Origin of the sequence: Streptomyces sp. Alt3 (genome assembly GCF_030719215.1) — a bacterium.
GTDB classification, from domain to species: Bacteria; Actinomycetota; Actinomycetes; order Streptomycetales; family Streptomycetaceae; genus Streptomyces; species Streptomyces glycanivorans.
Genome location: NZ_CP120983.1, coordinates 3,028,762 through 3,054,873, shown reverse-complemented (window position 1 = coordinate 3,054,873; position 26,112 = coordinate 3,028,762). Strand labels below are relative to the sequence as shown.

The window sequence follows — 26,112 nt, the reverse complement described above, 5'->3', positions numbered from 1 at the left end:
ACCATGAGCAAGCTGATGCTGAAGGCTTCCGTCAACGCCAAGGTCTGGGCGAACACATCCGTCGAGCGCATGAAGGCCCGGGCAGACCGGGGACAGGGCGCGGTGGAGTACCTGGGCATCATCGTGGTGGTCGTGGCGATCATCGGGGTGCTCATGACGACGAACTTCGGCGACAAGATTGCCGGCGCGATCACCACGCAGATCGGAAAGATCACGGGCGGCTGAAAGCCGGGCAGACGCACGAGGCAGGGCAGGCTTTCCCCATCTACATCATGGTGGTGGCGGGCCTGCTCTTTCTTGCGTTCGCGTACTTCGCTGTCGGGCAGGCCTCGATGAAGAAGAACGAGGCGCAGACGGCCGCCGATGCTGCCGCTCTGGCAGCAGCGCAGGACGCGCGAGACAGCTGGAGCTGGCCAGGCGTCTTCGACCTGGAGCAGTGGGACGACCTGTTGAACGGGCGTGCAGCGGTCTCGGGGTCCTGTGATGCTGCCGACTGGCTGGCTGCCGAGAACGATGCTCACGTAGTCGCCCCCGGGTGCCACGCGGATGGCGGCAAAGAGGTCTCGTACACCGTCACGGTCGAGACGAACAAGTCCGTCGGCGACTCGGTGATCGCCAGTACGACGACGAGGAAGGCCACGGCAACTGCACGAGCGGTGATCGAGCCGCGCTGTCGTATCGAAGAGGACACACGTCCCACGCCGAGCCAGCCGGCGGATGACGATGACGGCGACACGGATGAGTCCGAGGAGCAGAAGGCGTACAAAGCTGTCTGCGATGACGAAGACTTGGACTTCGACATAGATCCGAAGAACCTCAAGCTTCTGCCGGATCTGGCAGACCTTTTCTCCGTCCACCTGGCCGACAAGTAAGTGAACGTCACCGAGAGGAACACGCCGATGCGTGCAGCCATGACCCGGATTCGCTTCAAGGGGGCCGCCGTCGCTGCCGCCGCCGTAGCCATGGCTGTCGTGCTGACGGCCTGTGGCGGCGATGACGGTGCGGACGAGCCTGAGAGTAAGCCGCAGGGCTCTTCGTCATCTTCATCCGAGCAGGAGAGCGAAAAGCCTGCCCCTGACGAGGTGGATGAAAGTCAGATTCTCGCCACTGTCAAGGGCTCTAACGGAGTCGAAGTAGTGGTTAACTCGGCTGCCCGTGAATCGGGTGGCTTCGTCACCGTCAAGGGCACAGTGACGAATGGTTCCGAGCAGTCCTTCAGTGCTGATGGGTGGCAGGGGGGCGAGCAGGAACTCGTCAACAACCACGCATCAGTGGCGGGTGCTTCGCTGGTGGATCAGCAAGGGAAGAAGCGATACCTCATTCTCAGGGACACTGACGGAAAGTGCCTGTGCACCCGATTCGTCGGGGGCATCGCGGCCGGCGCGGAGGCGCCGTTCTTCGCCCAGTTCCCCGCTCCGCCGCAGAGCACCACCGAGGTCGACTTCCAGATCCCCACCATGCCCACCGCGACGATCAAGATCTCGGGGTGACGACCGCTATGCAGCCACCCACCCCCACAAAGGTCACCCCGCGGGGCGTACTCCGATGCCGTATCGGCCTCTGCGCCGCCGCTGCTGTCGTACTCGGCACCTCGACCCTGTGGGGTGCCACCACGGCCTCGGCGGACGACAACCCCACCACCGTCCCGAGCGCCTCGCCCCCGGTCGAGGTCGACGCGAACTCGCCGGGTCTCATGCTCGGTGACGGCGCGACCCTCGGAGACGTCCGCGTCCTCGACATCAAGTCCATCGTCGAGGACATGGGCGGCGAGGAGCGTCGCGAGGACACCAACGCCGACATCACCTTCGCCCTCCAGGCCGAAGTCCTCTTCGGCAAGGACAGCGCCAAGCTCAGCGGCGAGGCCACGGCCCGCATCAACGCGATCGCCACGGAGATCCAGACGCAGAACGCTCCGAAGGTGCGTGTCTTCGGCTTCACGGACAACCTCGGGTCCTCCGCCCACGGTGACGTCCTTTCCAAGCAGCGTGCCAACGCTGTGCAGGGCATCCTCGCCACCAAGCTCCCGAGCGTCACCTTCGAGATCCGCGGCTACGGGGAGCAGTACCCGATCGCCAGCAACGACAACGAAGAGGGCCGTAAGAAGAACCGTCGCGTGGAAGTTTCCTTCCCGCGCACCAACGGCTCGTAGAGTCAGCACGTAGTCCTGGGGGGTTCGGCGCCCTGGCCGTCGGCCGGGTGCCGGGCCCTCCACGAACGGTTTCCCGTTGTCGGAGGGTAGGAGCGAATGGTGTCGAGGCCCCGAGGCGGTGCTGCCGCCGGGGTGGCGGCAGCGCTTTGCGTACTGCTGCTGCCGACAGCCGCGGCAGCGCACCCGCGCTCGGACGACGCCCCAGGAGGTGCCGTTCCCTCGTACCGGCTCGCCGACGGAGCGGTACCTGTCACCGGCACCGCGTCGAGCGCCGACGGCCCCCAGCTGGAGCGCGGGAAGATCTACTCGGACACCATCTCCCCGGGCCAGAAGAAGTACTACCGGGTGCGGCTCGACGACACGTCCAGCGCCTTCGTCTCCACGGTCCTCGCCCCGCCCCCCGGCAGCGAGAGCGCCATCCTCGACGGCATCCAGGTCTCCCTGGTCTCGACCGACGGCAGGTCGTGCGGTTCCAGCCCGGCCGTCTACTTCGGGGGCGAAACCGCCCGGCCGGTCGCGGCGTACGCGTCGCGCCGTATCGGCGACAGCAGCGTTCCCTGCCAGGAGGCCGGGGACTACTTCTACACCGTGGCCTGGGCGGGGTCGAAGACCGGCGGGACGGCCAAGTGGCCGATCGAGCTGAGGTACATGTCGGAACCCGGCCTCAAGCCCGGTGCCGCCGAGCCCGAGGCGCCGACCGGCTGGAGCTCGAAGGCTCCGTCACCCGGAGAGGGCGGAACCCCGCAGAAGGTGAGCGGCGGCACGGGCTTCAACGACGCGGCAGCCGTGGACGACGGCGCCTGGAGGGACGACATCCGGCCGGGCGAGAGCCGCTTCTACAGGGTGCCGGTCGCCTGGGGCCAGCAGCTCTTCCTCCGCGCCCAGCTGGCCAACACCACCTCCGACGGATCGTCCTTCACAGCCAACGGGCTGCGCCTCGCCCTGTACAACACGGCCCGTGGCCGCGTCGCCGACAAGAGCACGGGCTATACCGGTGCCCCCACCGGGGTCGATCTCGGCACGGCCCCGGCCGCCTACGCGAACCGGTTCGAGGGTGACACCGACGCGGAATCGGCGATGCGGTTCCAGGGCTGGTACTACGTCCAGGTGAGCCTCGACCCCAAGGTGTCCGGCAGCGTCCCCCTGACACTGAACGTCGGCATCGAGGGAGCGGCACAGCAGGGGCCGGCGTACGACGGCGACGCGGCAGCGGCAGGCTTCGGCCTGGGAGACGCGGACGGCTCGACCAGCGGTACGTCCTTCCCCATGCGGGCGCTCGGATTCACCGGAATCGGCGTCGGAACCGTACTGGTCCTGGGCCTGGGCACCTGGCACCTCCTGAGCCGTCGCAGGCACCCGGCCGAGAGCCGTACGGACACGGGGCCCGCCTACAGCAGGTGATCGGCCTTGCCGGCCTTGATGTCCCTGATCATCTGCTGGAGGGCTTCGCGGCTGTCGGTGAGGTAACGATCCTCCGCCCCGACGAGGGCGACGTAGCCGTTTCCGCTTGCGTCCGTTCCTATCCGGAAGCAGGAGTTTCCTTCGCCGCAGAACGGCTCTTCCCACTGGACGTCTGGCATCTGTCTTCTCCTCAGATTTGATGTGCGATCGCGTGGATGAATTCCCTTGATTCGCAGGTTGACAGAGCGATCCGTTCCATCCAGTCCAGGTGAGCCCGGTACTTCGCCAACTGGGCCTCCGAATGGGCGAAGACCGGACCGTGCGAGTTGTCGATCTGTACGGTGTCCAGCTGAGTCGCCGGACCTTCCGCGTACAGCACCGTTTGCCCGGCACCGGGAAATGCTCCTGCGGCGAAAGGAATGACGAGCAGCCTGACGTGGGGTAGCTCGGACTTCTCCAGCAGGTTCTCCAGCTGAGCTCGCGCCACGGAGCGCCCGCCGAACTGCATCCGCAGGGCCGCCTCATGGACGATGGCGGTGTAGGGGGTCGGTACATCGCCGTCGAGCACGGCTTGACGCTCTACCCGGTGGGCCAGTCGCAGAGCGATTTCCTGCTCGGACAGCTGCGGGATGACAACTCGGAACAGGGCCAGTGCGTGTTCGGTCGTCTGGAGCAGGCCCGGCATGTGCATCGCGTAAGCAGCCCGCATGCGTAGAGCGTGAACCTCCAACTCCGCGATGTCGAGGAACCCTTCGGGAAGGGCACCCCGATACTTCTCCCACCAGCCCCGGCTGCGGGGCTGAGCCATTTCGGCGAGCGCGTCAACGTATGTGGCTTCGGTACAGCCACAGCTGTCGGCCAAGGTGCGCAAGCGCTCTGCGCTGATGGGCCGCGCACCCGACTCGATGTTCGAGATCTTGCCCCGATCGACGCCCAGGAGCCCGGCCGCAAACTCGGCCGAGACGCCGGCTGACGTGCGCATTCTCCGCAGCTCTGCCCCAAGTCGCCTCTGGCGTTCGGTAGGGGAAGTCCTCGCTGCCATGCCGTTCTCCTCCGCGTGCGGTCACCGGCAGTCTGCCGTCTGTGCGTGTGACGCATCCACGAAAGGGTTCACTTTCTTCCATGTCGGGGCAATTTTGCCCCCTAGGTGGATACGTTGAGTTCCGCACCGCACACGCTGCGCTCCGGCCGAAGTGCATCGCGCGGACCTGCCCGCACCCTCCTGCCCTGGGAGAGGCGGGTCCGCGTCAGGGAGACAGGCCACAGCTCGACCGCAGCGGCGGTGACCGCAACCAGGAACCTGCACAAGGGAGTCAGTCATGCACCCGTACGCACCTCCACCCCGACACACCGCCCTGTGCCCCGCGAGGTCGAAGCCTCCCGCGCTCGGCCCGGCCCAGCACCGGCGGGCGCACCTCCAACCCCACCGGGGGCTCGTCCTCAGTCTCACGCTGCCCGGTGACCCGCGCAGCGCCTCGGTCGGCCGGCACGCGGTCACCGCCGCCCTGCCCACGTACGGGTTCCGCTCCCATGCCTGGCCGGTCACCCACGCAGTCACCGAACTGATCACCGTCAACGCCGCGCTCACCCCCGGCCGGGACCTCTACCTCTCTCTACGTCAACGTGACGGCACCCTCCGCCTGGTCCTCTGGGACAAGCACCCCCGCCACGCCGACCCGGACACCCTCGCCCTCTGCGAGCTTCGCCGCCGCCGGGCGCTCTGGCTGCTGGCGGCCGTCGTCGACGACTGGGGCGGCGAGTGGGGGCTCGCCGGTGCCCAGCCACCGCACACGGGGGTCAGATCCTGGGTCGTGCTGCCGCAGTAGGTGGAAAGAGAGCTGGTTCGGACGAAACGCCACAGGCGGCTGAAGAAGAAGTGCCGGATTCCCTGGGGAGGTCGCTCTCCAGCCCGGCCAAGGCGGCGCGGACCTCGGCGACGAAGCGGTCCGGGTGGCGGAAGACCTCGGTGGCGGTGAAGCGCAGGATGCGGCGGACCTCCGGGCAGCTCTGCAGTTCGTTGAAGCGGTGGAGGTCCAAGGCATGCGCCTCGCGGGTCCAGTGGAAGGCATACCCCTCCACCTCGACCGCCAGGCCCTGGGCGCGGAAGAGGAAGTCGGGGCGGAGCGTGCGTCCCGACGTGGTGCGCAGGGCTGCCTGAGCGACAGGGTGCAGGCCCGCGTCGTGCAGGCGGAGGCGCGCGATGGTTTCGGCGGGCGAGCCGGAACGGGGGTCGAGGAGGGGCAGCCAGGCACGGGCACGGGTGGAGCCCGCACGGCGGGCGGTCAGCTCCGTCCGCAGGGTGGCCGTGTCGAGCAGCGCGGGCCGGCGAACTCCTCGGACCGTACGGGGGCTGAGCGCGGAGTCCGCGGCTGTGACTGCCTCGTCGCGCGGGAGGCACCGTATGAGGTCCCCGACCGTGCGCGCCGGAGCGGTCGTGCACAGGCCGCGGCGCACCGTCCGGTCGGCTGGGCCGAGGGTCATCTGGTGCACGCGGACGCCGGGGCGCTGGTACACGCCGGGGCGGGGGTCGGTGAACTCCGCCTCCGGGTGCGGGCGGCCCAGCAGCTCCACCAGGTGGAGCGCACCGGCCGTCCGGTGGCTGCAGACCAGGTGCGGCTGCAGCTTCTGCGCGACCCAGGCGTGGGTCAGCCAGTCCACCAGTCGGCCCGGGGCCGCCCAGGCGCCCTGGTGTACCCGCTGCCAGCCGCCCTTGTGCAGGCGTCTGTTCAGCAGCCGCGGCGGCCAGCCGGCCGCCAAGGCCGTCGAGATGAGGAGAATGCCGCCGACCGCCAGAGCGGCCAGCTCCCGCAGCTCACGGTCACGGCGGCAGGGGCGGGTCTCCCGGGCATCAGGCGGGTTCCATGCGTTGATCCAGCTCATGCGCCAACGATCCACGATCGGGGCGGGGGCTGCACAAGCCTGTGGATAACCTGCGTTTTTGGGCCCTGGGGCCCATGTCTACCGCCCACCCGTTGTGGTCCGATGGCTCGGGGCGGGGTGAAGTGCCGTCTCACAGCGTCTGGTTGGGGGCCGGAATGTCTGGTGCAGGGGGATTCGCGGGCGCGGGCGGCTTCGGCGGGGTGACGGCCCCGACGGGCAGGGCCCCGCTGCCACGGCCGTTGCAGGCTGTGCTGCTCCTCGTCCGGACGCTCTTCGTCTTCACGGTCGTCGGAGGCATCGGCGTACTCCTCCAGGCGTCGTCGCTCGACGTCATCGACGGGGAACTGCTCGGGCTGCTGCTCTACGCGGCGCTGCCGGGCGCGGCCGGGTTCGCGCTGTCGCTGTACGTACGCTCCGGGGACATCTGGATCTGGCGTGGCCTCGTCGCAGTGGACGTATGGTTCCTGCTCGGTGCGTCGGCGACGCTGAGCGGGGGCGACGGCGCGCGGGGCGTACCGCAGCTGGTGATCCCCGTGGCGACCCTGATCCTGTTGCTGCGGCGCAGTTCGCGTGACTGGTTCGACCTGCCGGTCGGGCAGCGCGTGGAGCATCGGCCCTTCAGCGTCGCCCGGTTGATCAGATGGCGCCGGGACGGTGGCCAGACCGCGGTGGAGTACCTGGGGCTCGTCCTGATCGTCGGTGCTCTCGTCGGTGCGCTCCTGATGACCGGTATCGGCGGTCGGATCAGTGGAGGGCTGCGCAGCGCCATCTGCGAAGTCACCGGAAGCGCGTGCCCGGCACCCGGGGGCGAAGAGGTGGTCGCGGGCGACGGGCCCGAATCCGGCGAGGAACCCGCCCCGGGGACCGGGGATTCCGGCACCACGGGGACAGGCAGCACGGAAGGAGCCACCGGGGGAGCCGCCGGAGGAGCCGCTTCAGGCGGTACGGAAGGCGGTACGGAGGGCGGCACCGAGGGCGGCAGCGAGGGCGGCACCGAGGGCGGTGCCGAGGGCGCCAAGGAAGGCGGCACCGAAGGCGGTGCGTCCGGCCGGTCGAGCGGCGGTGCGTCCGGCGGGTCGAACGGCGGTGCGTCCGGCGAGTCGAACGGTGGCGCGCCCGGAGGGGCAAACGAAGGGGCAAACGGCGGGGCAACCGGCGGTGCGAACAGCGGCGCGAACAGTGGCGCAAGCAGCGGTGCGACCGGTGGCTCCGTCGGCGGGTCCGATGCCGCTGTGCAGGTGGGTGACGGCGAGGACGACGTGGACGCCTCGGAAGGGGCGGAAGGCGACGGACCGGGGGACGGCGTCGCGGGCGGCGGTGAGGAGAGCGGCGAGAGCTGCACCTCGGGGGTGGGCGCGTTCTTCTCCTGCGCCGCGCATCAGACCGGTGGGTTCTTCACCGGCGTGTTCGCCAACGGCCTGTGGGGCGACGTCACCGGCACGTTCGACACCGTCATCCACCCCGTCAAGGCGTGGAACGGCCTGATGGACTACGGCAAGAGCCTCGGCGACAAGTGGTCCCAGGACTCGAAGGGCGCCGGTGACAAGTGGTCCGACGGGGACTACCTCGGAGCCGTCTGGGACTGGACCAAGGCCAGTGGCGGCACCGGGCTGAAGGTGCTCGACGACGTCTTCGTCGGTGACGAGGTCCGGGACCTCTGGAAGGACGGGAACGAGGGCCAGGCGATCGGCACCGGCCTCTGGAACATCGGCTCCCTCTTCATCCCCGGCTACGGCGAGGCCAAGCTCGTCGGCAAGCTGGGGAAGCTCGGCAAACTGGGAAAGCTGGGCAAGCTCGGCGAGGTCGCCCAGAAGGCGTCGGAGGCCGCAGCCAAGGCCAGGAAGGCCGCAAAGGCCGGCGATGTCGAAGGCGCCGAGAAGGCGGCCGCCGACGCGCAGAAGCACGCGGACGACGCGGCGGACGAAGCGGGCCTGACCGGCTGCACCATCGGCCTGGGCGGTCTTCCCCGGGTTCCGTACGCCACGGGAGGCGGCGGAGGCACAGGCACCGTGGCCGCGGTGCGGGCCTCGGTGCCCGTCGCGTTCCTGACCCAGCAGTGCGACGAGGTGGACCCCGAGAAGAAGGAAGCCGCCGAAGAGGCGCAGCGGCAGGCCGACGAGGCCAGGAAGGCAGCCGCCGAGGCCAAGCGGAAGAAGGAGCTGGAGCGGGCCAGGAACCAGCCGAAGCCGGCTTGGTACAAGGACCTCAGGAACCCGCGGGCGGGCTCGAAGGACGGCGGCACCGGCGCCTGGACGAAGATCAGGCCCGGAGTCTGGAACTACCCGACCGAGATGGGTGCCCGCTACCAGGAGCAGATCTCCAAGGTGGCCCGCGGAAAGGAGTACCAGGTCCCGCTCGACAAGCTCACCGGCAAGCCCGTCGACTTCGACGGCTGGGACGCCGCGCGGGGCACCTACCTGGAGGCGAAGTACGGCTACCGGGGCAAGGACTTCTACGACGCCGAGACCGGGGAGCTCACCCCCAAGCTCCAGCAGAGGTGGGCGGACCAGGCCACCCGGCAGGTGGACGCGGCGCGTGGAAAACCGGTCGAGTGGCACCTGTCCGATCCGGACGTCGCCGAGGCCGCGCGGGAAATGTTCGAGGACCGGGGCATCGACGTTAAGGTGATCAACACTCCTGACGACGTGACGGGGTGAAGGGCCGGCGGGAATGCGCGCCGGCGCTGTCGAGAAGGCCGAGGAGAGCATCGTGCTGAACGTCGTCGTCAACGGATTCTGGGGTGCCAGGGAAGAGGACCCGCAGGCCATCGCCGAGCGCTGGTGTGCCACCCTGACGCGGCTCGGGGACATCGACCACGGGACGTTCCACGGATGGCACGAGGCGGGGGACGGCGTCCCGGCCGACCCTCTGCTGATGCCCTCCGTCGCCGCCCTCGCCGACTACATCGTCCGCGAGAACACCGGCCCCGATCTCGACGTCGTGGGCTACGGGGCGTCCCTGTGGGCGCACAACGCGGAGGCGGCGAAGGTGACGTCGGCCGTCCGGGCGGGCGGCTCGTCGCCGCACGTCACCCGCTCCGTCTCGGTCTCCTTCCGCTCGCGCACGGTGGACGAGGACGCGGACGTCATCCGCCGCACACCGGAGATCCTGGCGGTCATCGGCGAGGTGTGGGAGATCGACGCGGGGCAGGTGTACGACAGACCGCTGTACAGAGCCGTGGCCGACCACTTCGGCCTGGGGAACTCCGACCCCCGCTGCGGCCGAGCGGTCTTCCTCTCCGAGCGGCGGGCGGCCCTCGCCCCCGAAGGGCTGCCAGGCACGTACACGCAGGTTGCGAACGGCGGGCTGATCATCGACCTGACCCGGGGCGGTACGCGGACACCGTCCGCGGAGACCGTCATCGGCGTCAACACGGAGCTCCGGGCGGCGGGCGCGCTGGAGCCGCTCATCGCGCCCTCCGGCCGCGCCGAGCTCTGACGGGGCCGCAGAGCCACCGGCCGGCACAGCCACCGACCTCCCTCGGCCACCGACCTCCCTCAGCCACCGGGCCCGCCCACCTGCCCGGCCCGCCCACCTGCCCTGCCCGCCCCCATTCCTGCCGCCCCGTCAGCCCACCGTCAGCGCGAACGCGGTCAGCAGTCCCAGCGCGAACAGCCCCAGCACCGTGGCGAACACGGCGGGCATCAGCAGCGGCCCCCACGCGCCCGGCCCCGCGACCGTGGCCAGGCGGTCAGGGGCGGCCGGGTCGTAGGAGACGCGTACGGGAGCCCCGACCTCGAAGCCGAACGGGCCCGGGGCGTGGTCGGTGAACTCCACCTCCCGGCCGTCCGGGGTGCGGAAGGCGAAGACGTACTCGGTGCGGTAGCGGTTCTCCGTCCCCGTCCCGCAGTCCTCCACGCGCCGTGCCGAGCACCTGCCCTCGGCGCGCTCGCCGTTCCGGACCAGCCGCAGCACGCGGAACAGACGTAGGCCGGAGCGGACCGCGAACGCGCCGAGGAACAGGCCGAACAGCAGCAGGAAGGTGGCCGTGCCACCGGGCAGTATGTCCATGAACAGGGCTCCGCTACGGGTTACTTGACGGTGATCGACGCGACGAACGAGTCGAGGTCCGCAGCGCTCAGCGCATCCTTCACCGCGTTGATCCGGATGGCGAACGGTACGTCCTGCGAGTCGACACCGGCCACCACGACGCCCGTCATCCGCGTCCCCTTCACCGGGGTCGACCCCTCGCCGGTGGAGGTGAACTCGTAGTCGATCCTGCGCGCCTCACGGGCGCTCTCCTCGCCGGCGAGGCGCACGTCCCGGGTGTCCTTGCGGGTGGCTCCGAGCCCGATCCCGGCGCCCGCGGCGGCAGCGGCCTCACCCGCGTCGCCGACGCCCGTGGCGAAGTCCAGCTGGACCGACACCATGCCGGTGCGCACCCCCTTCTCCTCCTTGAGCGCGACGGCCGCGTTGGCCTCGCTGCGCTCGGCGGCGGGCTGCGGGGCGTACCCCTGGCCCTCGGGGTAGCCGACGGACACGCTCTTCGTGTCGAGCGTGCCCCAGCCGTCCGGGACCGCGGCGGTGTCCGTGCCGCCGCAGCCGGCGAGCAGTGTCAGACCGAGGGCGGCGGTGACGACCGTGCCGGGCGTCCTGGACTTCGTCAACGTCATCGCCTCTTCGTGTGGGGTGGTCACTGCGCGCAGTAGCTGTACGGGAGGTAGGCGCGCCTGTCGCCCTGCGGGGCTCCGAGGAACTGCGCGTCCGTCAGTGTCTCCTGCTTGTGCTCGTCGGACACCGAGAATCCGAGGCTCATGCCCAGCGAGACCTCGAAGCCGAACTCCTGGGCGTCCGTCTCGCCGTGGTAGCGCATCGTGCTGGACAGGCCGTCCTGGAACATCAGCTGCTCGAAGGGGTCGCTTCCCGCGGGCTTCTCCTGGAGGGACCGGTCGCCGAACATGTACTCGAACGGGGCGGTGTTGTCGCCGGAGCCGTCGAGCCACTGCTCGGCGAGGGCGCGCTTGTCCTCCGTGGCCCGGTCGGTCTCCTTGCCGAAGACGACCGAGTTCGTCCGGACCTCGATGCCCGTGTCCCCGGAGGAGTCCGTCACGCTGCCCTTGCCGCCCCGCTTGTCCTTGTCCTTCTTGCCGTTGTCCCCGCCGGCCTCGCCCTTGTCGGACGTCGAGGTCTTCTCCACCGTGTTCGTCATGTCGATCCGGACGATCTTCCCGGTCTTCTGGTCCCGGGTGACGGTGAGGGCCCCGGTGCGGGTGTCCTTCGCGCCTGCGGTGCCGCCCAGCGGGCCGGCGTTGCCGCCCACCTTGCCCTCGATCTCCAGCTTGGCGGTGTAGGTGTACGACTCGTTGCCGTTGACGTCGTCCTTGGTGACCGTGACGTCCGGCGAGAACTTGGCCTTGCCGCCGAGCTTGGCGCTGAGCTTGTTCTCGTCACCCGGCTTGAGGGAGAGGCCCCCGTCCGCGTAGACGTTCAGCCCGACGGTCGAGTAGGAGATCTTCTTCTCGCCGATCTTCTTCTCGATGTCCTCCTTCTTGTCCGCCCACTTCATGCCGGAGTACCAGCCGCCCCCGTAGCCGCCGCTGTGCTTCATCGAGGTCTCCCACATCTTCATCTCCTCGATGTCGTCCCTCATCTTCTGGGCGTCCGCCTCGCTCCTGAACACCCAGGTGTCACCGTTGGTGATCTTGATGCCACCGCCGATGTCGACGTCCGCCTTGCCGAGGCTGCCGAGTTTCACGCCGGGCGTGCTGGCGTTGACGCCCGCGGAGGCGGCGTCGGTGAAGGTCATGTAGACGAGCTTGTCGTTCTCGTCGACCTTCCCGTCCTCGTTCACATCGGTGTTGGCCTGGGCGACCTTCTGCTGGAAGCCGTACTCCTCGCCCCATTCGAACCAGCCGATCTTGACCTTGCCGCCCGCCGTGTCCGAGACGTTCGATATCTGGCAGAGCTTGGGTTCGTAGTCGGCGTCGGTCCTCGGCCCGGCGGTGCCGTCACCACCCGTCGCGCAGCCCCCGCCGCCTCCGGTCAGCGAGGTGATGGCGCAGCGGATGCCTTCCCCGATCCGGCCCCCGATCCCGGCCAGGGCGAGCGCGCCGATCAGCGCGACGACCAGGACGATGACACCGAGGTACTCGGTCGCCGTGGCACCGCGGTCGCGCCAGTCGTACGAGCGTGTGTACGCCGACGAGGGCGCGTCCCGGTCATCGAGGAGCCGGTCCAGGGCCAGCCCCACGGCGGCGCCGGTGACCATGGCGACCACCGGCATCAGCAGGCCCTCGGTCCCCACGACGTGCCGGCTCACGGCATAGCCGTACGCGAGCCCGGCGACGGGTACGGCGAGCGTGCCCAGGAAGTACAGGGCCCGGGAGTCCCGCCGGTCGGCGGGTAGCGCGCGGGCGGCCGCCAGGACCGTCAGGACGGTCACGAGGACGCCGGGGAGGTGCAGCAACGCCATCCGCCAGCCGAACAGTTCGAGCCGCTCGTCTGTGGCGAGGGTCTCCACGAGCGCACGCGTCATCAGGAACCCGGCGACGACGTAGACGAGGGCGCCGGCCGCCCAGCTGCGGCACAGGGGGAGGAACCAGCCGTCCCCGCCTTCGTGGCCGCCGGGCGGTACCGGGCCCGGGACCCTGCTTCCCCAGTCGTTGCCACCGCTCACGGTCCACCCTCTCCCCGACACCCGGCCTGTTGTCCCTCGGGGCGAATGTATGACCGGGAACCCCTGCCTGACCTGGGCCCCAGGCCCCAAATGCGGGCCCAACCGCGTTCACTCGCACTCCGGACGGCGGACGGCCTCCCCAGGCCCGGGGGCGGCGCCGGCGCGGTGGCCGGCCCTCCTCCACGGCGAATCCGTCGGGCCGCCCCAGCCGGCGAGGACCATGCGCAGTTGGGTCCGTGGGCCCAAGACGCCCGCGCGGCACGGTCGTTAGCTTCGATGGCATGTCTCGTCCGGGGGTTGTGCGTCGTCGGTCACGTCGTCGGTCGCGGAAGAAGGTGCCGCGGACCGCGGTGCGTCTCCTCGGGCTGCGCGGGGGCCAGCGCGGTCAGGGTGCGATCGAGTACGTCGGCCTGGTCGTGGTCGTCGCGGCGATCGTCGGCGCGCTGGTGGCCACCGGGATCGGTGCGGAGCTGTCGGAGAAGATCGGCGCGCAGGTGTGCCGGGTCACCGGTGGCGGTGACTGCGGTGGCGGCGGGGACCCCGGGACGGGGGGTTCCCCGGGGGACGGCGAGCCGGCGTCGGACGACGGCACGCCGAAGTCTCAGTCTCAGATCGACTACGACGCCGCGCTGAAGGAGCTCCAGGACGCGCAGAGCGCGGAGAGGACCAGCTCGGACAAGGCGTTGGAGGCGGCGAAGGAGCTCGCCAGGATCCTCGCCGAGGAACTGGGCATCACCGACGCGCTGGACTGCATCACCAAGGGCGACATGGGCGCCTGCACGGAGACGTTGATCAACGTGCTGCTGAGCCTGATCGGGGGCGCGGTCGGGAAGCTCGCGGCGAAGTACGGCGCGCCGTGGAAGTGGAAGAAGGCCGCGAAGCTCATCAAGGCGCTGAAGAAGCACGGCGGGGATCTGTACGACGGGCTGAAGGGCCTGGTCAAGAACCGCAAGAAGGTCAAGGACGCGGAGAAGAAGCTCGCGGACGCGAAGAGGAAGCTCGACGCCGGGAAGAAGGACCCGCCCGGGAAGAACGAGAAGCCGGACGACAAGCCGGCCACGTGCCGGACCGCCCACAGCTTCCCGCCCGGCACCCCGGTGCTGGTCGCCGACGGCGGGCGCGTCCCTATCGAGTCCCTTCGGGCGGGGGACGAGGTGCTCGCGACCGACCCGGTGCGCGGGGTCACCGAGGCGCGGCGTGTGACGGAGACGTTCACGACGTACGACGACAAGCACTTCACGCAGCTGGTCACCGCGGCCGGCCGGGTCACCGCCACCGACACCCACCCCTTCTGGCTCGACGGGCGGCGGCGCTGGGTGGACGCCGGCGACATCGTGGCCGGTGAGCGCCTGAGGCTGCCCGACGGCACCTCGCTCCCGGTGACCGGGGTGACCCGCTTCGCACAGCGGCAGGTCACCCACGACCTGACGGTCGACGGCATCCACGCGTACTACGTGGGTGTCGGCACCGCCGGCGCGCTGGTCCACAACAACGACTGCGAGTTCGAGACCGATCCGGGCGTCAAGGGTCCGGCGGCCGGAAAGAAGCTCAAGCCCCCGCACCCGCGGCACACCGTCGCCGGTGCGAGGAACGGGATGGTGAAGGCCAGGAACACCATCATCCTCAAGGGCCGCGAGGCGGATGTGCAGAACGACATCAAGGCGATCGCGGAAGGCAAGGCGAAACTCGTGGACAACGGCAGTGCCTACGAGATCAACGGGCGCAAATACGGTGTGGAAGGCAATGGCCGGACCTTCCCGATCTCCGGAAAGGGCCTCGTGGAGCTCGACCGGAACGAGTACGCGGCGCTCAAGGAAATCGCCAGGGCCGGCGGGCGGACCGATTCACCGGCTTTGACAAGGGACCCCCGGTTTGCCCAGCATCCTGAGGTGATCGAGAAGGCCAAGAAGGTCTACGACGGGACGTATTCGTGATCGCCCTCTACAACTTCCTGACGGTGCACCGGCCCGAACCGCACACCATGGCGTCCGCCCTGGCCGGAGCGCTGGGCGCGGAGCCCCGGGACGTGGACGTCGCCGACGACGACGCGGGAGGGGCGGACGAGCGGAACTGGGACGCCCCCGTGCTCTGCACCTACCGCTCCGCGGCCGGAGACCTGGCCCTCTCCTGGGACGTCTCGGTGTCGGACGTGATGAGGACGCCGCCCACCGAGGCCGAGGCGGCCCTGCGGCTCGCCGCCAGGCTCGGTACGACGGTCCTGTACCCGGCACAGGAGCGGCCTCCCTCCGCCTACTGGGCGGCGGGCCCGGACGGGACGGTCGCACGGGCGCGTCTCCTGGAGGCGGACGACGAGACGGACGGCGGGGCCCCGTGGCTCGTGGTGGACGCGGTCGAGGAGACCATGGCGCAGCTCCCGGGGGCGCGGGTCGAGACCCTCGCGGAGATCCTGCACGAGGAGAGGGTGGAGACTCCGGTCACCGACGCCTTCGCGGCGGCGACGGACCCCCACGGTGACGCTCCGGCCACGGGCCCGGTGAACCGTTCCCGTGAGGCGCTGCTGCTCTGGGAACGTCTGGTGCGCCGGATCGAAACCGGGTGGGCGCCGGGCGGACGCTATCCCTTCGACCAGTACGCCGAGGACCTGCGCACCCGCGACCGCCTCGGGGAGCTGGCCCGGGCTCAGGGGCCGCAACACCTGCCGCTCGGCCGGGCACTGGAGGAGCTCGACGAGGTGTTCCGGCGTGGCACCGACGACGACGCGGGTGTGCTGCTCGGGCGCCTCACCGGGTCCGGTACGGCTGTCGCCGACCGTGGCTGGTGGTGGCACAGGCGCCCGGCCAAGCCGCCCTGGGACAGCTGAGACGCGAGATCACCCGGGCCGCGCGGGATCCGTGCCGTCCGCCGGCGGGGAACCGGCCGCGCGGCGGAACCGGCCGTTCAGCACGAGATGGGCCGCGACCCCGAACACCAGCCCCCAGAACGCCGAGCCGATGCCGAACAGGGTGACGCCCGAGGCCGTGGTCAGGAAGGTGATGACCGCGGCCTCCCGGTCCTTCCCCTCCCGCACCGCACCGGTCAGCCCGCCGGACAGGGCGCCGAAGAGGGCGACGCCGGCGATGGCCGCGACCAGTTCCTTCGGCAGACCCCCGAAGAACGCCACGAGCGTCGAGCCGAACGCACCGACCACCAGGTAGACGAGGCCGCAGGCCACTCCCGCGACGTAGCGCCGACGCGGATCACGGTGCGCCTCGGGCCCCGTGCAGATCGCGGCGGTGATGGCCGCGAGGTTCACCGCGTGGGAGCCGAACGGGGCGAGCACCGCCGAGACCAGGCCTGTGGAGCCGACCAGGAGGCGGTCGTCGGGCCGGTAGCCGGAGGCGGAGAGCACGCCGACGCCGGGGGCGTTCTGGGAGGCCAGTGTCGCCAGGGTCAGCGGGACCGCGATGCCGATCAGCGAGGCCACGGAGAAGGAGGGTGCAGTGAAGACCGGCTGCACCAGACCGACATGGTCCAGCCTGATGTGCAGCTTCGAACTCGCGGCACTGCACAGCACCCCCGCGGCCAGTGCCAGGAGGACCGCGTACCGGGGGAGCCACCGCTTGCCCAGCAGGTAGGCCAGGAGCACGGACCCGGCGATGACGGGTGTGTGCTCCAGAGAGGTGAACACGTCGGCGCCGAACGAGAACAGGATGCCCGCGAGCATGGCGGACACCACCGCGCCGGGCACCAGGCGCATCAGCCGCCCGAAGACCCCGGTCACCCCGATCAGGGCGATCACCACACCGGACACCACGAAGGCGCCGATCACCTCGCCGTACGCGTACGAACCGATGCTGGTGACCAGGAGCGCGGCGCCCGGGGTGGACCACGCGGTGATGACCGGCATGCGTGTGAGAAGGCTGAGGCCGATGCAGGTGAGGCCGCTGCCGATCGAGATCGCCCAGATCCAGGAACCGGTCTGTGCGGCGTCGAGGTGCCCGGCGCGGGCCGCGGAGAGCACGATGACCAGCGGCCCCGAGTAGGAGACGACGACCGCGACGACGCCTGCGAGCACGGCCGACAGCGAGAGGTCGCGGACCAGCCGCGGCCGGGGCCCGCCGGACGCAGGAGGCTCCGAGTGTTCCTCCGCCGTCGGTACCGATGAACCGGCCGTCATCCGCTGTCGCCCTCTTCCGCGCTCTCCACGTCCGGCGTACGGGTCGCACGCCGCCCGAAACCCTCGCACGACGTGCCGCGCCCGCTCCGCCGGGTCCGGCACACGAGACGGGGAGGGCCGTGGGGTCTCCGGGCGCGGGTCCGGAGCGCGTCCCGGGAGCCGGCGGGGGCGGCTGAGCCCCGTCTTGGGCCCCTGGGCCCATGACGGGTGGCCGCCGGGACATTAGCGTCTGCGCCGCAGGTGATCGACGCCCGTCCCGGCGCACCCCCACGGCGCCGGGCCGGGCCGCAACCGGAAGGCCCGCCGCCGGGGCCGGTTCGGTGAGCCGGAGGATGAACCCCGCCAGGGCCGGTTCGGTGAGCCGGGCCGCAGCGGGACCATAATCACCCGTATGCCCGATCAGCTCACGCGCCTCCGACCGGTGGCGCCCGGAACCGGCGGCACCCGCCACCGCGCCATGGCCCTGCTCACCGCCGCCGCCCCCGCCCTGGGGGCCTACGCGGCGGTCAGGGCTCTCGGGCTTCTGCTCCTGTGGCTGTCGGCGTCGGCAGCCGGGAAGGACGCCCTGCATCTGCTGGGCGGGCGGTGGGACTCCGTCTGGTACCAGCGGATCGCCGAGCACGGCTACGGCCACACCGTCACCCTCCCCGACGGCGGCGCCCACCCCGACCTGGCCTTCTTTCCGCTGCTGCCGGCCCTGGAGCGTGGCCTCGCCACGGTCACCCCCTTCACCGTCCAGGGCGCCGGAATCGCCGTCGCCTGGACGGCGGGGCTCCTCGCGGCCTGGGGGATCTTCGCCGTGGGGGCACGCCTGCACGGGCCGCGGACCGGGATCGTGCTGGCCGCGCTGTGGGGCGCGTACCCGACGGCGTTCGTCCAGTCGATGGCGTACACCGAGACCCTGTTCACCGCGCTCGCCGCCTGGTCGCTGTACGCGGTGCTCCGGGACCGCTGGACCGCCGCCGGCGCGCTGTGCGTGCTCGCCGGGCTGACCCGGCCCTCGGCGGCCGCACTCATCGCGGCGCTCGCCCTCACCGCCGCCGCCGTCCTCGTGCGGGAGTGGCGGGCGGGCGGCCGGCGGGTCTGCTCCGCCGGAACGCCCGAATGCTGCTGGGGGTGTGCCTGGCGCCGCTGGGATGGCTGGCCTACGTGGTGTTCGTCGCCCTGCGCGAGGGCGGCCCGTTCGCCTACTTCGACGTCCAGGCGCAGTGGGGCAACAGCATCGACGGGGGCCGGGCGCTCGCCGTTTTCATCGCCGGGCTGCCGCTCCCCGCCGCACTCGGGCTCTGCGCCGCACTGGGACTGCTGGGGTGGCTGGTGTACCTGTGCGTACGTCAGCGGCAGCCGCTCCCCGTGCTCGTCTACGGCATCGCGGTCGTCGTCGTCTCGCTCATCGGCTCCGGCTACTTCGGTTCCCGGCCGCGCCTGATGATGCCCGCGTTTCCCCTGCTCCTGCCCCCGGCCGTCGCTCTGGCAGGGCTGCGTACGACGGTCCGTACCGGCGCCGTCGTCGGGGCGCTGGCCCTCGGCTCCGCCGCGTACGGGGCGTGGACGCTGCTGGGGCCGGGGCCGCCGTGAGTTGGGCCCACGGGCCCACGCGCCGGAGCCGCGCCGGTTGTTAGCGTGCTGATCCGGTGCACGGCGGGCGGGGAGCGGTGAGCGATGAAGGTACCTACGACCGTCGTGGCGGCGGGCACGCTCCTCCTCTGCCTGGCGGCGGCCGGCTGCGGGCCCGACGGGGCCGAGGGCCAGGGGGCGGGCGGGGAAGCGACCGGCGCCGCACCGCGGACCCCCGGGACCGCCTCCGCCACCACACCCGTGGCGGCGGCGTCGCCCACGCCCACCGGCGACGGCAGGACCCTCACCGAGGCCGAGCTGACGAAGGTGGCCCTCACCACAGGCGAGGCGCCGGGCTACGCGCTCGCACCCCTGGAAGGCACCGACGAGCGCGGCACCGAGGAGTCAGAGGACGAGGCATGCCGGCCGATCACCGCGATCATCAACGGCTCACCCGAACCCGCCCCCGCCGCCACCGTCTTCCGTACGGTGACGGACACGAGGGAACAGGGCGAGGACGACCGGACCGTCGTCACCGAGATCCTCACCTCGCACCCGAAGGGCGAAGCCGAGGAACTGCTGCGCTCGGTCCGCGACGCCGTACGGGCCTGCGCCGACGGGTTCCGTACGACGAGCGAGGACGGGCCGTCCACCTACACCGGCGTCAAGGCGCTGCCCGCGGCCGAGGCCGGCCAGGAGTCGTTCGCCTACCAGGTGACTGGCAGCCTGGAAGGGGCCGGGGTCCCGCTCGTCTTCCACCTCGTACGGACCGGATCGACGGTCGTCACCTTCTACGCGGCCGACTTCCTGACGTCCACGACACCCGAGGTCCCGGCCGCGCTCGTCACCGCACAGGCGGCGAAACTTCCGTGACGGGCACCGAGACCCGCACCCGCGTCCCCGGCCGCAGGCCCCAGCCGTCCATCGCCCCGGCCTCCGACTCGACCACATGACGGGCGCGTAGCCGGGGCCGGCCGAGCCGGCCGGGCTTCATCGTGCGGACCGCCAGGACGTTGAACCTGCGGTCCAGGTACGCCACATCGATGGTGAACCGCATCCGGAAGGTGTGCACGCTCCCGCACGGGGTGATCAGCAGGGCGCCGTCGACGCCGTCCGCACCGAGCAGCCCCCGCGCCCGTGCACGGTAGGAGGCGGCTATGCGCAGGGGCACCTCCCGCACCTCGGAGTCCGACCCGACCGTCAGTGTCCCGCTGCCGTTACGCCATTTCCCCATGGGAGCCGACCGTAGCCCTCCCCGCCCGCCCGTGGGTCCGGAACGGCCGGCAGTGGGCCCCAGGGCCCAAGACCCCGCCGTGCGGACCGGATTAGGGTCGCATCCGTGGACGCCACACTGATTGCGGTCGCCGCGCTCTGGGGCGCCGCCGCGGGCCTGCTGGTCCCGCGCGCCGCGTACCGCTTCTCCGTCGAACCCGAGGAGCCCTGGCGGGACGCGTGCCCGGCCGGGCACGCGCTCACGGGGCCCGCCCGTGGCTGGCTCGGACCGGCCAGATGCGCGTCGTGCGCCGTGACCGTCTCCTCGCTCCGGGGCGCCGCCGCCCCGCACGCCCCGGCGCCCGCCGGTCAGGGCCGTTACGCTCCCTCCGCCGTCGCCCCGGTGGTCACCCTGTTCGTCTGCGCCGCCCTCGCGGGCGCGGCCGGGGCCCGTCCCGAGGCCGTCGTCTGGGTGCTCCTGGCCCCCGTCGCCGTGCTCCTCGCCGTCATCGACCGCCGCGTCCACCGGCTGCCCGACGTGCTCACGCTGCCCCTCGCCGGTGTGGCCGCGGTCCTTCTGGGCGCCGCCGCCCTGCTGCCCGGACACCGCGGCTCCTGGACCTCCGCCCTCCTCGGCGGGGCGGTCCTCGGAGGCTTCTACCTCCTCCTGTACCGGATCAACCCGAACGGCATGGGCTTCGGCGACGTGAAGCTCGCCCTCGCGCTGGGCGTCGCGCTCGGCTGGTACGGCTGGGCGGTGCTCTTCCTGGGGGGCTTCGCCGGGTTCCTGTTCGGCGCGCTGTACGGGGCTGGGCTGATGCTGGCCCGGCGCGCCGGGCGCAAGACAGGCATCCCGTTCGGCCCGTTCATGCTCGCCGGAGCGCTGTTCGGCCTGTTGTCCGGGGGCCTCGGTGCCTGAGCTTCACCTGGCGTACGGACATACGGAATATGTGGTCGCGCCGGGCGGTGGCGGACTGACACCCTGCCCGTATGACCGGATCATCCACGCCCCTCGACCCCTCGGCCTCCGACGCGCGCTTCGACGCCCTCGTCGCCGAGGCGGACGCCGTGTCCGTCGAGGGCTGGGACTTCTCCTGGCTCGACGGACGTGCCACCGAGCAGAGGCCCTCGTGGGGCTACGCGCGCGCCATGGCGGGCCGGATGGCGCGGGCCGAGGCCGCGCTGGACATCCAGACTGGAGGAGGGGAGGTGCTCGCCTCCGCTCCCGCGCTGCCGCCGCTGACCGTGGCCACCGAGTCCTGGCCGCCGAACCTCGCCCGCGCCACCGCCCTGCTCCGCCCGCGTGGTGCCGTCGTCGTCGCGGACTCCGACGAGCCGCCGCTGCCCTTCGCCGACGACACCTTCGACCTGGTCGTCAGCCGGCATCCGGTGACGGCCTGGTGGGACGAGATCGCCCGGGTGCTCGCCCCCGGAGGCACGTACTTCTCCCAGCAGGTCGGCCCGGAGAGCGTGTTCGAACTCGTCGAGTACTTCCTCGGCCCGCGCTCCGCCGAGGAGTGCGGCGCCCGCGATCCGCAGCGCGCACGGGAGGACGCGGAGGCCGCCGGGCTGGAGGTGACGGACCTGCGTGCCGAGCGCCTGCGCGTCGAGTTCCTCGACATCGGATCCGTCGTCTACTTCCTGCGCAAGGTCATCTGGATGGTGCCGGGTTTCACCGTCGGCGACCACCTGCCCCAACTGCGTTCCCTGCACCGGCAGATCGAGGAGGAAGGGCCGTTCGTCGCGCACAGCGCCCGCTTCCTGATCGAGGCGCGGAAACCACGGAGGGCCTCAACGGCCCTACGCTGAGAACGCCTTCACAGGCCCCGGACGCAACGCCATCCCCTGCTCCTCCGTCCTACCCATGAGTAGTGCGATTCTGGTGGTTGAGCGCACAACGAAGGAGCGGGTCATGTCGGTGGGAAGGGAAATGCCGGGCGGAGAGATCAGCCCGCCGGCCGGCCGGCTGCGCCACGGGAAGGCCGACTGGCTCACGGGCGCGCGGATCACCGCCGTCCTCGGCCTGTTCTACCGGCCCGAAGGGCGCGCCGGAGAGCCGGAAGCCGTCGAATTCGTACTGGAGCAGGGACAGTCGGTCCTGCTGACCTGCGCCTCCGATCACACGCTGAGCATCACGTCAGGAGCCTGGCCCGGCCTGCCGGACTGGTGTGTGCCCGCGGGCCAGTGGCAGTTCGAGCAGCTGAGCCGGCTGCCACCTCCTCCGTACGGCGGGGCCTGGACGGTCACCGGCACGCAGGAGCGGCGCGACGAGCACGGCGAGGTGCGCGAGGCGGTGATCCGCTGCGAGAACGGCGACTTCGCGGTCCTTGGAGGCGACACCGTGTCGATCCGCTTCCTGCCCCGCTGAACCCGCCGACCGGTGGGACCCGCCGACCGGCGGGACCCACGGGCTGTTCTGCCCCGGGCTATGCGTGGCCGCCCACGGTCACCTTCCCCACCGTCAGCTCCGGGGTCCCCTCCATCACCTCGCCCAGCCTCTCCACCTGTTCCTCCAGTGCCCGCCCGCGCGCGGCGTCCAGCGGGCCCAGCGGTTCCACGGTCACCGCGATCCGCCTGCCCGAGCGCCGCTGGTGCCACACCCCGGCGACCTCGCCGTCCACCAGCAGCACCGGGAAGTTGCCCGCCTGGCCGCCGGCCGTCGCGCGTGCGTACGCCGCGCCGGGGAAGAGGCGCTCACGCGGCTGGGAGGCGATGCCGAAGGCGTCGAAGTAGGGGAGCAGCCGCACCCCGCGCGGCGCCGCCGACGGGAACCGGGTGTCGCCCGCGACCACCCACGCCTGCCCGCACTCCTCGAAGGCCACCTCCTCGATCGCGCCGGCCCCGGCCAGCTCCTCGAAGAGCCGGCCCAGCCCCGCGGCGCCGCGAGCCACCGCGCGAAGTGGGCCGGGGTGGCCGGACCGTAGGCCAGCAGGTAGCGGCGCACGAGCGCGGCCGTCGCCTCCCGCGCGGGCATCGGGACGGTCGCGGGATTCGTGTACGTGGCCTTCCGGCCCCGGTTCGGTGCGTAGCAGAGGGCGCCCCGGTGCCCCGCCAGGTGCAGCACCTGGCGCCAGCGGGGCCACATTCCCCGGAACGCGGGCATGACCGGGTCGCCCGCCCAGGGACCCGTACGCCTGATCACCTCGTCGGAGAGCTCGTCGGCGGTGAGCTCGGCGCCCTTCAGGGCGTCGGCGACGGCGGCCACGACCGCCTCGACCTGGTCCGGCGTCATCCGGGCGTCCTTGGGGAAGGGGCTGCCGCCCGCCGGTACGGCCGACAGGGCCCCGGTCCACATCGGAAGCTCCTCGGCGGGCAGCAGGTGCACGGTGCCGCGCGGGCCGAACGTCTTGACCAGGCTCCGGTCGGTCCACACAGCCGTCCGCACATCCGTGCGTGTCGTCCCCGGGGCGCGGAGCCCGATCGAGAGTTCGGCGGCGGACAGAACCTGCGCGTGTGCCCCGAGCATCGCGGCGACGGCCCCCGTCACGCCGTGGGCGGTGTCATCGGCTGAAGGGGTGCTTCCGGAGAGGAACTGCCTGTCCAGGCGCCTGGCGTCTGCCCGGGACCAGCTCACGGCCGTGATGCGGGTGCGTGTCGTCATGGGCCGAATGTAGGACGCCGATAGGACGGAATCCGTCCTCGATGACCCCGGTCCGGCGCGTTCCGCAGGCAGTTGGAATGTGCCCGTAGCGCATTCCGATGAATTCGGAGAGTAATTATTCTGTGGCGTGGCACGCAGCAGCACTTACGAAGGGTTATGGTGGAAACCCCCCCTCGGGCCGGTCCGTATCCCCCCCCCACGGACCGGCCCGTTTTTTTGTGCCCGGATGCATTCCGGATGTGCGGCCCTTGTGCAGAACCGGTGGCGGCCTCGTGTGCAGCCCCGGACAACCGGGGAATTCGACGCCTGAGAGGCCGTGGGTCAGCCGCGCCGGGCCCAGATATTGGTGCTCGCGGTGTCCACGGCGAAGGCGTCGATCTCCTTCAGCTCGGCGGCGGTCAGCGCGGGCGCGGAGAGTGCGGCCACGTTCTCCTCCAGCTGCTTCACGCTCGAAGCGCCGATGAGGGCGGAGGTCATGCGGCTGTCCCGCAGGACCCAGTTGAGGGCCAGCTGCGCGAGGGACTGCCCGCGCTTCTGCGCGATGTCGTTCAGCCCGCGCAGCCGGCGCACCATCTCGTCGGACAGCAGATCCGGGTCCAGGGACTTGCCCTGGCTGGCGCGCGACCCCTCGGGGATGCCTGTCAGGTACTTGCCGGTGAGCAGCCCCTGGGCGAGCGGTGCGAAGGAGATGCAGCCCATGCCCTCCCTCTCCAGGGTGTCGAGCAGTCCGTCGGACTCCACCCAGCGGTTCACCATCGAGTAGGAGGGCTGGTGGATCAGGGCGGGCACCCCCATCTCCTTGAGGATCCGTGCCGCCTCGGCGGTCTGCCCGGCGTTGTAGGAGGACACGCCCGCGTACAGCGCCTTCCCGCGGTTCACCGCGGAGGCGAGGGCGCCCATCGTCTCCTCGAGCGGGGTGGCGGGGTCGAAGCGGTGGGAGTAGAAGATGTCGACGTGGTCGAGGCCCGTCCGCCGCAGCGAGGCGTCGAGCGAGGACAGCAGGTACTTGCGGGATCCCCACTCGCCGTACGGGCCGGGGTGCATCCGGTAGCCGGCCTTGGTGGAGACGATGATCTCGTCCCGGTACGGGGCGAAGTCCTGGTGGAAGATCTTGCCGAAGTTCAGCTCGGCGGAGCCGGGCGGCGGGCCGTAGTTGTTGGCCAGGTCGAAGTGGGTCACACCGAGGTCGAAGGCACGGCGCAGGATCGCCCGCTGGGAGCCCAGGGCTCGGTCGTCGCCGAAGTTGTGCCACAGGCCGAGCGAGATCGCGGGCAGCTTGAGACCGCTGCGGCCGGTACGGCGGTACTCCATGGAGTCGTAGCGAGACGTGTCGGGGAGGTAGGAGAGGGAATCAGTCACGTTTCACTCCTTATCACGGACTTGTGACAGACCGGGTTGGGCCCCCGTGACCCGTCCGCAGTAATGTGGCGGCTTCGGGACATGCCGGTCCGCGGCGCGGGAGCGCGGTGCGCGGACCGCACGGTGATCCCCCGGGGGGCGGCCCCGGACCCCCGTCGAGGGGGAGGGCGGGCCCAGGGCCCGTACGGAACCGAGAGGGTGAACTCAGTGAACTTGCGCGACCTGGTGTACGGGCTCTACGCACGCCGGGTGGGAGGCCGCCTGGATCACGACCAGGTGCCCAAGCACATCGGAGTCATCCTCGACGGAAACCGGCGGTGGGCGAAGGCATCCGGCGGCTCGGCCGTGCAAGGCCACCAGGCCGGGGCGGACAAGATCTCGGAGCTGCTCGGATGGTGCAGCGAGACCGATGTCGAGGTCGTCACCCTCTGGCTGCTCTCCACCGACAATTTCGACCGGCCCGAGGCGGAGCTCATCCCGCTGCTCGGGATCATCGAGAACACGGTCCGCCAGCTGGCGTCCGACGGGCGGTGGCGGGTCCACCACGTCGGCACGCTGGACCTCCTGCCGGCCAGGACCCAGACCGTCCTCAAGGAGGCGGAGGAGGCCACTGCGGGCGTCGACGGGATAATCGTCAACGTCGCCGTCGGCTACGGCGGACGTCAGGAGATCGCGGACGCGGTCCGCTCCCTGCTCCTGGACCACTCCTCCCGCGGCACCACCTTCGAGGAGCTCGCCGAGGTGGTCTCCACGGACCTGATCTCCGAGCACCTCTACACCCGCGGACAGCCCGACCCGGACCTCGTGATCCGTACGAGCGGGGAACAGCGGCTGTCGGGCTTCATGCTCTGGCAGAGCGCCCATTCGGAGTACTACTTCTGCGAGGTCTTCTGGCCGGCCTTCCGCAAGGTCGACTTCCTGCGCGCCCTGCGTGACTACGCGGCGCGCCACCGGCGTTACGGGGCCTGAGAGCCACGACGTACCGGCCGCGCGGCCGGAGGAGAGTAGCAGCGCGGGGGCGCACCTTGTCGCAGGCCGGGGCATGGCTTCGCGTGTTGGAGGGAATACAGCTCTCAGGTCGACGTCCGGTCAGTAACCGGGCGGACGTCGCAACCAAGTGAGCGGCACCCAGCCCGCTCGCCCGGGAGGCCCTTTGCACACGAAGGACCGCACACCGTGCGGCCGACGCGGAGGGCCGGTGTTCGGCCCGCGCACGGGGC

24 protein-coding genes and 2 pseudogenes are annotated in these 26,112 nt (G+C 71.1%); 16 read left to right on the top strand and 10 right to left on the bottom strand.

Features of this window, described 5'->3' with window-relative positions; translation table 11 throughout:
- Positions 1-3: 3 nt before the first annotated feature.
- The 5 genes from P8A20_RS12980 (at position 4) to P8A20_RS12960 (ending at position 3,550) form a co-directional block, all read left to right on the top strand.
- On the top strand, positions 4-225 hold the full coding sequence (locus tag P8A20_RS12980; protein ID WP_306103551.1) for a hypothetical protein: 222 nt from the start codon (positions 4-6) through the stop codon (positions 223-225).
- Positions 222-872, top strand: a complete 651-nt coding sequence (locus P8A20_RS12975) for a pilus assembly protein TadG-related protein (protein ID WP_306105144.1) — start codon at positions 222-224, stop codon at positions 870-872. The genes P8A20_RS12980 and P8A20_RS12975 overlap by 4 nt, the downstream gene beginning before the upstream one ends.
- A gap of 27 nt (positions 873-899) precedes the next feature.
- Positions 900-1,490 carry a hypothetical protein gene (locus P8A20_RS12970; protein ID WP_306103550.1) on the top strand — a complete coding sequence of 197 codons (591 nt, stop codon included), beginning with the start codon at positions 900-902 and terminating at the stop codon, positions 1,488-1,490.
- 8 nt (positions 1,491-1,498) lie between these two features.
- Positions 1,499-2,149, top strand: a complete 651-nt coding sequence (locus tag P8A20_RS12965; RefSeq protein WP_306103549.1) for an OmpA family protein — start codon at positions 1,499-1,501, stop codon at positions 2,147-2,149.
- A 132-nt stretch (positions 2,150-2,281) separates the two neighbouring features.
- The gene (locus P8A20_RS12960) at positions 2,282-3,550 is read left to right on the top strand and encodes a hypothetical protein (RefSeq protein WP_306103548.1); all 1,269 of its coding nucleotides are present in this window, start codon (positions 2,282-2,284) and stop codon (positions 3,548-3,550) included.
- On the opposite strand, the gene P8A20_RS12955 is transcribed toward P8A20_RS12960, so the two are convergent.
- Positions 3,538-3,729, bottom strand: a complete 192-nt coding sequence (locus P8A20_RS12955) for a hypothetical protein (protein WP_306103547.1) — start codon at positions 3,727-3,729, stop codon at positions 3,538-3,540. The genes P8A20_RS12960 and P8A20_RS12955 overlap by 13 nt on opposite strands.
- A gap of 11 nt (positions 3,730-3,740) precedes the next feature.
- Positions 3,741-4,592, bottom strand: coding sequence for a helix-turn-helix domain-containing protein (locus P8A20_RS12950; RefSeq protein WP_306103546.1), 852 nt, complete (start codon positions 4,590-4,592; stop codon positions 3,741-3,743).
- A gap of 277 nt (positions 4,593-4,869) precedes the next feature.
- Between P8A20_RS12950 and P8A20_RS12945 the strand changes: the two genes are divergently transcribed.
- Complete coding sequence (locus P8A20_RS12945) at positions 4,870-5,376, top strand: ATP-binding protein (RefSeq protein ID WP_306103545.1); 507 nt, start codon at positions 4,870-4,872, stop codon at positions 5,374-5,376.
- On the opposite strand, the gene P8A20_RS12940 is transcribed toward P8A20_RS12945, so the two are convergent.
- Positions 5,348-6,430 (bottom strand): hypothetical protein, encoded by a 1,083-nt coding sequence (locus P8A20_RS12940; RefSeq protein WP_306103544.1) that lies wholly within the window; start codon positions 6,428-6,430, stop codon positions 5,348-5,350. The two genes, P8A20_RS12945 and P8A20_RS12940, sit on opposite strands and share 29 nt — an antisense overlap.
- A 155-nt stretch (positions 6,431-6,585) precedes the next feature.
- Between P8A20_RS12940 and P8A20_RS12935 the strand changes: the two genes are divergently transcribed.
- Positions 6,586-9,087: a Tox-REase-5 domain-containing protein gene (locus tag P8A20_RS12935; protein WP_306103543.1), complete on the top strand. Its 2,502-nt coding sequence runs from the start codon at positions 6,586-6,588 to the stop codon at positions 9,085-9,087.
- Positions 9,088-9,100: 13 nt separating this feature from the next.
- Positions 9,101-9,868 (top strand): Imm52 family immunity protein, encoded by a 768-nt coding sequence (locus P8A20_RS12930; protein WP_306103542.1) that lies wholly within the window; start codon positions 9,101-9,103, stop codon positions 9,866-9,868.
- A gap of 129 nt (positions 9,869-9,997) precedes the next feature.
- Here the strand turns inward: P8A20_RS12930 and P8A20_RS12925 are convergent, their stop codons facing one another.
- The 3 genes from P8A20_RS12925 to P8A20_RS12915 are packed head-to-tail and all read right to left on the bottom strand — an operon-like array spanning position 9,998 to position 13,046.
- On the bottom strand, positions 9,998-10,441 hold the full coding sequence (locus P8A20_RS12925) for a DUF3592 domain-containing protein (protein WP_306103541.1): 444 nt from the start codon (positions 10,439-10,441) through the stop codon (positions 9,998-10,000).
- A 20-nt stretch (positions 10,442-10,461) separates the two neighbouring features.
- Positions 10,462-11,043, bottom strand: coding sequence for a hypothetical protein (locus tag P8A20_RS12920; RefSeq protein ID WP_147961878.1), 582 nt, complete (start codon positions 11,041-11,043; stop codon positions 10,462-10,464).
- A gap of 20 nt (positions 11,044-11,063) precedes the next feature.
- Positions 11,064-13,046, bottom strand: coding sequence for a hypothetical protein (locus tag P8A20_RS12915; RefSeq protein WP_306103540.1), 1,983 nt, complete (start codon positions 13,044-13,046; stop codon positions 11,064-11,066).
- Positions 13,047-13,396: 350 nt separating this feature from the next.
- Here P8A20_RS12915 and P8A20_RS12910 point away from each other — a divergent pair, with 350 nt between their 5' ends.
- Together P8A20_RS12910 and P8A20_RS12905 are read left to right on the top strand one after the other, a co-directional pair.
- Positions 13,397-14,980 carry a Hint domain-containing protein gene (locus P8A20_RS12910; RefSeq protein ID WP_306103539.1) on the top strand — a complete coding sequence of 528 codons (1,584 nt, stop codon included), beginning with the start codon at positions 13,397-13,399 and terminating at the stop codon, positions 14,978-14,980.
- Positions 14,977-15,867 carry a hypothetical protein gene (locus P8A20_RS12905; RefSeq protein WP_306103538.1) on the top strand — a complete coding sequence of 297 codons (891 nt, stop codon included), beginning with the start codon at positions 14,977-14,979 and terminating at the stop codon, positions 15,865-15,867. Before P8A20_RS12910 ends, P8A20_RS12905 begins: the two co-directional genes overlap by 4 nt.
- Before the next feature lie 9 nt (positions 15,868-15,876).
- On the opposite strand, the gene P8A20_RS12900 is transcribed toward P8A20_RS12905, so the two are convergent.
- Complete coding sequence (locus tag P8A20_RS12900; protein ID WP_306103537.1) at positions 15,877-17,163, bottom strand: benzoate/H(+) symporter BenE family transporter; 1,287 nt, start codon at positions 17,161-17,163, stop codon at positions 15,877-15,879.
- A gap of 391 nt (positions 17,164-17,554) precedes the next feature.
- Between P8A20_RS12900 and P8A20_RS12895 the strand changes: the two are divergent.
- Positions 17,555-18,741, top strand: a pseudogene (locus tag P8A20_RS12895) (putative hexosyltransferase).
- Between the two features lie 84 nt (positions 18,742-18,825).
- Positions 18,826-19,593, top strand: a complete 768-nt coding sequence (locus P8A20_RS12890; RefSeq protein ID WP_306103536.1) for a hypothetical protein — start codon at positions 18,826-18,828, stop codon at positions 19,591-19,593.
- Here P8A20_RS12890 and P8A20_RS12885 read toward each other — a convergent pair.
- A complete protein-coding gene (locus P8A20_RS12885; RefSeq protein ID WP_306103535.1) occupies positions 19,565-19,954 on the bottom strand; it encodes a DUF192 domain-containing protein in 390 nt (129 codons plus the stop codon). The genes P8A20_RS12890 and P8A20_RS12885 overlap by 29 nt on opposite strands.
- 105 nt (positions 19,955-20,059) lie before the next feature.
- On the opposite strand from P8A20_RS12885, the gene P8A20_RS12880 reads away from it, so the two are divergent.
- From P8A20_RS12880 to P8A20_RS12870, 3 genes are all read left to right on the top strand, one after another.
- Positions 20,060-20,851: a prepilin peptidase gene (locus P8A20_RS12880; protein ID WP_306103534.1), complete on the top strand. Its 792-nt coding sequence runs from the start codon at positions 20,060-20,062 to the stop codon at positions 20,849-20,851.
- A gap of 71 nt (positions 20,852-20,922) precedes the next feature.
- Complete coding sequence (locus P8A20_RS12875; protein ID WP_306103533.1) at positions 20,923-21,741, top strand: class I SAM-dependent methyltransferase; 819 nt, start codon at positions 20,923-20,925, stop codon at positions 21,739-21,741.
- A 103-nt stretch (positions 21,742-21,844) separates the two neighbouring features.
- On the top strand, positions 21,845-22,300 hold the full coding sequence (locus P8A20_RS12870; RefSeq protein WP_147959288.1) for a hypothetical protein: 456 nt from the start codon (positions 21,845-21,847) through the stop codon (positions 22,298-22,300).
- A 58-nt stretch (positions 22,301-22,358) separates the two neighbouring features.
- Here P8A20_RS12870 and P8A20_RS12865 read toward each other — a convergent pair.
- Together P8A20_RS12865 and mgrA are read right to left on the bottom strand one after the other, a co-directional pair.
- Positions 22,359-23,533, bottom strand: a pseudogene (locus tag P8A20_RS12865) (winged helix DNA-binding domain-containing protein).
- A gap of 321 nt (positions 23,534-23,854) precedes the next feature.
- Positions 23,855-24,892, bottom strand: coding sequence for an L-glyceraldehyde 3-phosphate reductase (gene mgrA, locus P8A20_RS12860; RefSeq protein ID WP_147959290.1), 1,038 nt, complete (start codon positions 24,890-24,892; stop codon positions 23,855-23,857).
- A 207-nt stretch (positions 24,893-25,099) separates the two neighbouring features.
- Between mgrA and P8A20_RS12855 the strand changes: the two genes are divergently transcribed.
- Entirely contained in the window at positions 25,100-25,861 is a 762-nt protein-coding gene (locus P8A20_RS12855) for an isoprenyl transferase (RefSeq protein WP_147960426.1), read from the top strand.
- Positions 25,862-26,112: the final 251 nt, after the last annotated feature.